Below are 6658 nucleotides of genomic sequence, written 5' to 3' on the forward strand. Positions count from 1 at the left end.
CCTTATGCTGGCTGCTCAGTCGCTTTTAGGCTTTCTTTGGGAGCAACAATCGTACGGTAAGCGTTATATGCCATTAAGAACATACCAGCTAGGAAGATTGCACCGCCAACAAAGCGAACGAAGTAGAACGGATAAGAAGCCTGTAACGACTCAACAAAACTGTAGGTCAACGTACCATCAGTATTTACAGCTCGCCACATCAGACCTTGCATCACTCCCGATATCCACATAGATACGATATAAAGAACAGTACCGATCGTTGCCAACCAGAAATGTACGTTAATCAACTGGATAGAGTACATACGTTCTTGATTGAAGAGTTTAGGGATCAAATGGTACACGGCACCGATCGAGACCATAGCTACCCAACCAAGAGCACCTGAATGTACGTGGCCAATAGTCCAGTCTGTATAGTGGGAAAGGGCATTGACCGTTTTGATCGACATCATCGGGCCTTCGAAGGTCGACATGCCGTAAAACGACAATGAAACAACCAAGAAGCGAAGAATTGGGTCATAGCGTAGTTTATGCCATGCTCCTGAGAGGGTCATGATACCGTTGATCATACCTCCCCAAGAGGGTGCAAATAACACCAGTGACATCACCATTCCTAAAGACTGGGTCCAATCAGGCAGAGCGGTATAGTGGAGATGGTGCGGACCGGCCCAGATATAAAGTGAAACTAGCGCCCAAAAGTGAACGATAGACAAACGGTAAGAATAAACAGGACGGCCTGCTTGCTTAGGTACGAAGTAATACATCATTCCCAAGAAACCGGCTGTAAGTAGGAACCCTACCGCGTTATGGCCATACCACCACTGGATCATGGCATCAACCGCACCTGAATATATTGAGTACGATTTTGTCATGGAGACAGGAATAGCCATGCTGTTCACTATGTGAAGAACGGCAACGGTTAGAATGAAGGCACCGAAAAACCAGTTCGCTACATAAATATGTGACGTATTACGTTTTATCATGGTACCGAAAAAGACAACGGCGTAGGCTACCCAAACAACAGCAATGGCAATATCAATCGGCCACTCCAGTTCAGCGTATTCTTTACCTGACGTCCAACCTAATGGCAATGAAATTGCCGCGGCTAGAATGATAGCCTGCCAGCCCCAGAAGGTGAACGAGGCTAACTTGCCACCAAATAACCGAGTTTGACACGTTCGCTGAACAACGTAATAAGATGTTGCAAATAGCGCACTAGTTCCGAATGCGAAAATGACTGCATTAGTATGCAGGGGACGCAAACGGCTATACGTCAACCACGGTACATCGAAGTTAAGTGCCGGCCACACCAGTTGAGCGGCAATCAATACACCAACGCCCATTCCAACAATTCCCCAAAGTATGGTGGCTAAGGTGAACTGGCGAACGACCGTATAGTTGTAGTTATGTTCAAGCTGCTTTACTTGGCTCATGTTGCATGCTTCCAATTTTTTGTTAACTACACTTTCTTTCCTTGTGCGAACAACAAGTTGTCGCAATGCCACCCAAAGCTTCACCAATTACTGCAGTGGTTATTGACCAGTTCAGCAATTAAATTGCTATTTTGTTGTAAAAGTGGCATTTTCAGTGACATATACTACTTGTTTTAAAATATGAATGACAGGGTCAAAGCCACACATTGTTTACGCTTAAGCAACATTTATGTGAAAACTTTGACCTCTGTAACATGGGGTGCACAGTAAAAATGGCAGCAGAAAAGCTAACTCGAGGCAGATTAATTCAGATTATTTTCCTAATGGCGGTGTTAATGACGGCATTTGTTTGGAGAACAGTAACCTATGAAAACTCGGAGTCCGTCGCAATTACGGCAATAAACTGTGAAATTGGACCGAAGGGTTGTACAACACAAGATAGCACACACATCAATGTGACACTGTCACCAACGCCTGCGCAGGCAGATACACCTTTGGTATTACATGTTGGTAACACAGATGTGAAGCCTAGTGCGGTTATTGAAGGGAAATCTATGTATATGGGACAGATCCCTGTCGTGTTTGAGCGTATTGAGTCAGGCTGGAAAGGGACTTTCAGTGTGCCGGCTTGTACCCATGATGTAATGAAATGGGTGGTTAAAATCACGCAGGGTGAAAAAGTGATTAATGCAAATTTTGAAGTAAATAAGTGATTTAAAATATAACCTTATACATACTTATTGTGAGATATAGGGGTTTGTACTAAAACCCCTATCTTGATCCTAGTTTTTATTGGTAAATCATTTTTTTTGTCATTCCTCCATCGACAACAAAGTTTTGCCCGGTGATAAATCCCGCATGCTCTGACAGTAAGTAGGCGACGAGCGAAGCAATATCTTCAACCTTACCAACCCGCCCAACTAAATGTTGCTGATGATCGTAATCTGCTAAAGGTTCACCAATTACATCTATCCAACCGGGTGAAATACAATTCACAGTTATTTCAGGGCCGAGGCTAACAGCCAAGGAATGGGTTAAGGCTACAATTCCTCCTTTTGAAGCACTGTATGCTTCAGTATTTTGCTCTGATTGAAGCGCTCTCGTTGAGGCAATATTGATCACTCGACCATGATTTTGTTTAAGCAAAGGTAGGCATAGCTTTGTTACAAGCATTGGAGCTGTGAGATTAACAGCTATAACTCGATTCCAATGTTGAATATCAATCTCTTCCAGCGGGGGATTATAGGGATCTGCAATCGCCGCATTGTTGATAACAGCATCTAGTCGGCCGTGTTGGTTCTTGATCTCAACAACCAATGCTTCGAGTTGTTGTTCCGATGTAACATCAACAGGTTTAAAACGTATAAGTGGGTTATCAGAAACCAACTGGTGACCTGCATCTTCATCAATGTCGACAGCAATGACGGTCATATCTTGTGATAGGTATTCGGCAATACCTCGTCCAATACCTTTCGCACCACCAGTGATAAGTACAACGCGTTTGTTCATAACGTCCTTATTCTCCAATCAATAGTTAGCCCAGCTACAGTATAACGGTTAACCTCGTCAAAACTTTACCGTTAAAAATTCAAATAATGATGGATATAACTGAAAGTAAAAAGAAAAATGTCTATGATTGAGTATAGGTTTGATCAATCACAATAATGACTTTGCTTATGGATATAGCAACGAGTTTTTCTGCTAACAAGGACACAGCTTCAGCAATTAACGAAGCTATTGAGCAGTTACGGCAACGACTGCCGAGTCCTCGTTTGGTTCTGGTGTATTTTTCAGAACACTATGATGTAAACGTATTACAGAAAACATTGCTATCGGCTTTTCCAAACACTCAGATTTTAGGTTGTAGTTCTTGCCAAGGAGTAATGACTGATTACGGTTATCATGCAGGGGTTGGTGTTGGGCTTTGGGGATTGGCCGATTATGATGGCGCTTATGGGAGTGCCATTGTATCGTCCAATAAATCTAAATATGAGATGTCTCAGCATGCATTATTGAGAGCAATTACAAATTGCAGTCGAGCCGGTGAATTACCTTCACTTATACTTATCCATGCAAGCCCAGGTGATGAAGAATCTGTACTTAAAGGGATTGAAGATCAATTAGGCGTGACGGTTCCAATTATTGGAGGAAGCTCTGCTGATGATCTTATTCAAGGCAACTGGCATATTTTTAATCATGAGCAAATTTGCCATGAAGGCGTCGGGATTTGTGTCTTTTATCCTTCAACTAAGTTTGGTATTTCCTTTCATTCAGGGTACGCCAGTACTGGGTTAAGCGCATGCGCCAATAAAGTTATTGGCCAAACAGTAATGGAATTAAATGGGCAACCTGCGGTAGAACTGTATGAAGAATGGATGGGGATTACTTTAAAAGATCAAAAGAATATCAGCATGCTAAGCAGTATGAACCCGCTTGGCCGGATAGCTGGTCAAATTCATGATCTGCCATATTTTAAATTAGCGCATCCATTACGTATTACCGAAAGCGGTGGTTTAGAGTTATTTTCCCAAGTGACTGAAGGTGAACAACTGTATTTCATGGAAGGTACCGAAGAGCGCTTGATAACACGGGCGGGCAGGGTAGTTGACTCTGCATTTGATGTCTACGGTGACGAAAGTGATGATATCCAACCTATTGGTGGCATAACAATTTACTGTGCAGGTTGTATGTTAAGGGTTCAACATTTAATGCCGCAAGTTGCCCATCATGTTAATCAAGCAATGCATCATGCTCCTTTTATTTGCCCCTTCACATTTGGTGAGCAAGGACAGTTTGCCGGCGGTGAAAATGCTCATGGCAACCTCATGATATCGACAGTGCTATTTCATAAAGGCTAATCGATGGCTAACTACGAATCGGAAAAACTGCAAGAAACGTTACTCGACTTGATGCGAAGCCGAGAAAGAGAGCGGCAACTAAAAGAAGAAAACAAAGCGATTTTGGCTGGCATGGCCGCAATGGCTGGAGCTAATAATAAGCGTCAGGTTTTCAATAGTTTGCTTGGTGTATTGAGTAAATTTATTGGTTTTGAACATGCTTTAGTATTAACTCGTGAAGATGAGTTATCGCCGCTTAAAGAGTTGGTTACTACTTGCCGCTATTTTGAATCTAGTGTTTGGCCTATTGCCGATACCTTTACCCGTTCGATAAATGGAGAAAGCATCGCGTTATTTGATTCTCGGCAAGTTGTCGAGTTTCAAGAATTACCATCTAACCTAATGCAGTACTGTCGTTCAGTTCTGTTAACCGGTGTGAAAGTCAGTTCTGGTGATGCGGTTTTGATCTTTTTGCATTCAGAAAAAGGAAAGTTCTCATCAAACTGCAAGCGGGTGTTGGAACACTTTCGGCCGTTACTTGAGCGAGCAATAATTGATATTGACTATCGTGAACGGCTTCAGTCATTGGTAACAGCCAGGACGCTTGAATTATCACATAGCCAACAACGGTTTAAAGATTTTGCACGAACGGTTGGCGACTGGTTTTGGGAAATTGATACTGAATATTTCTTTTCATATATATCCTCACCATCATTGTCTACTCACAGTATAGATTCAGCCTCTATTCTGGAAATTTTCAGTCATGACCCTGAAACTGCAGAGCGGTTGAAAGCCAGATTTAGTGCAGAGCAACCATTTGAAGATATTGAGTGGCAATTACCACCCAGTGAAGGTAGTGGTTGGATGAGCATTAGCGGCACACCATATTATAACAAACAAGGTCAATTTCTTGGTTTTAGAGGGACAACAAAAGACATTACCAGCCGCAAGCAACATATGATGGAACTGCAGAAAGCCCGACAACAAGCAGAAGATGCCAATAAAGCAAAATCACAATTTTTGGCCATGATGAGCCATGAAATTCGCACGCCACTCAATGCCGTGATGGGGTTGATGGATTTACTGGCCGATTCCGGGCTAGGGAAGCAACAGCTTTCTTGGATCGACCAAATGGATCAATCCGCACAACTATTATTGACGATTATTAATGATATTCTGGATTTGTCACGAATCGAATCTGAATCGTTCGAGTTGTATGAAAGCACTATGCGTATTATGGACAGTGTTGATCTTGTTGTGACTCAATTACAAGAACAAGCCAATAAAAAAGGAGTCCTTCTAAACGCAAAGAGTGATCCAGATGTACCTGAGTACATGTTTGGAGATAAGAACCGGGTGTCGCAGGTGCTATTTAACTTGGTAGGTAATGCCATTAAGTTTACAGATACCGGTAGCGTTGATATTTATGTTAGCCAACAAGATCAAAATCTTCAGCTCACGGTAACTGATACTGGTATTGGTATTTCTGAAGAAGCCCAGGCTATGTTGTTCAATCCATTCATTCAAGCTGATGGCAGTATTACCCGGAAGTATGGCGGAACGGGACTTGGCCTCGCTATAAGCCAACACTTAGTTAATAAGATGGGTGGCAAGATCATATTGAAAAGTACATTGGGCAAAGGAAGTTGCTTTACAGTCAATCTTCCATTAAAAGCCATGACCGTAAACCGAGAGATTAAGGTGCCGAGCTTTAAAGCATCAACACATTTGCCGCCGTTACGGATTTTAGTTGCCGAAGATAGCCCAACAAACCAGTTGGTCGTAAAACTCATGCTTGAAAAGCGAGGTCATCAAGTCAATATAGCTCCAAACGGTCAGATGGCTGTTGAGATGATCGCTGATGGTAAAGGGTATGATTTGATCCTTATGGATATTTCTATGCCTGTAATGGATGGCATTCAAGCAACTAAAATTTTACGTAGTCATGGGATCAAATTACCCATTATAGCTTTAACGGCAAACGTAATGCGTGCCGATCAAGAAAAGTACCAACAAGTTGGTATGAACGGGTTGCTGGCCAAACCAATCATTGTAAAAGAACTCGAACTAATATTGTTTGAATCACAGTTGGCGTTGGCAAATGGTGATTACAAACATTAGTCGTTAACGTCAGATCTTGCAGAATGAATACGGATAAGTAATTAGTAAATATTTTGAAGAACCAGGCAAACTGAACATTTGCAGCAGGACTTAAAAATAAGTGCTAATTACCTATTTTATGGTAAATACCAATACTGTTAAATAGCCATGTTTTTTACTGCTAGAATCCCCAGAGGAGTGGGCGATAGGATAACTAGATGAGCATAATGTATTGATATATTGGATTTAATAAACCTTATTTAACATAATATACATAATGCGCACTAAGGG

5 protein-coding genes are annotated in these 6658 nt (G+C 41.9%); 3 read left to right on the forward strand and 2 right to left on the reverse strand.

The genetic code is table 11. The features are described from left to right. Positions 1 to 2: 2 nt before the first annotated feature. Positions 3 to 1430 carry a cytochrome-c oxidase, cbb3-type subunit I gene (ccoN, locus tag ABT56_RS07070; RefSeq protein ID WP_047878137.1) on the reverse strand — a complete coding sequence of 476 codons (1428 nt, stop codon included), beginning with the start codon at positions 1428 to 1430 and terminating at the stop codon, positions 3 to 5. Between the two features lie 272 nt (positions 1431 to 1702). Between ccoN and ABT56_RS07075 the strand changes: the two genes are divergently transcribed. Further along, on the forward strand, positions 1703 to 2143 hold the full coding sequence (locus ABT56_RS07075; protein WP_047878138.1) for a hypothetical protein: 441 nt from the start codon (positions 1703 to 1705) through the stop codon (positions 2141 to 2143). A gap of 76 nt (positions 2144 to 2219) precedes the next feature. Here the strand turns inward: ABT56_RS07075 and ABT56_RS07080 are convergent, their stop codons facing one another. Then, positions 2220 to 2939 (reverse strand): SDR family oxidoreductase, encoded by a 720-nt coding sequence (locus tag ABT56_RS07080; protein ID WP_047878139.1) that lies wholly within the window; start codon positions 2937 to 2939, stop codon positions 2220 to 2222. A gap of 167 nt (positions 2940 to 3106) precedes the next feature. On the opposite strand from ABT56_RS07080, the gene ABT56_RS07085 reads away from it, so the two are divergent. Together ABT56_RS07085 and ABT56_RS07090 are read left to right on the forward strand one after the other, a co-directional pair. Continuing rightward, positions 3107 to 4288, forward strand: a complete 1182-nt coding sequence (locus ABT56_RS07085) for an FIST signal transduction protein (protein ID WP_047878186.1) — start codon at positions 3107 to 3109, stop codon at positions 4286 to 4288. A 3-nt stretch (positions 4289 to 4291) separates the two neighbouring features. Then, positions 4292 to 6388, forward strand: coding sequence for a PAS domain-containing hybrid sensor histidine kinase/response regulator (locus ABT56_RS07090; RefSeq protein WP_047878140.1), 2097 nt, complete (start codon positions 4292 to 4294; stop codon positions 6386 to 6388). Positions 6389 to 6658: the final 270 nt, after the last annotated feature.

Source organism: Photobacterium aquae (assembly GCF_001029445.1).
Taxonomy (GTDB): Bacteria; Pseudomonadota; Gammaproteobacteria; order Enterobacterales; family Vibrionaceae; genus Photobacterium; species Photobacterium aquae.

Coding starts and splice junctions, on each gene's coding strand:
- ccoN (WP_047878137.1), bottom strand. CDS start 1,430: ATGAGCCAAGTAAAGCAGCTTGAACATAACTACAACTATACGGTCGTT.
- ABT56_RS07080 (WP_047878139.1), bottom strand. CDS start 2,939: ATGAACAAACGCGTTGTACTTATCACTGGTGGTGCGAAAGGTATTGGA.
- ABT56_RS07075 (WP_047878138.1), top strand. CDS start 1,703: ATGGCAGCAGAAAAGCTAACTCGAGGCAGATTAATTCAGATTATTTTC.
- ABT56_RS07085 (WP_047878186.1), top strand. CDS start 3,107: ATGGATATAGCAACGAGTTTTTCTGCTAACAAGGACACAGCTTCAGCA.
- ABT56_RS07090 (WP_047878140.1), top strand. CDS start 4,292: ATGGCTAACTACGAATCGGAAAAACTGCAAGAAACGTTACTCGACTTG.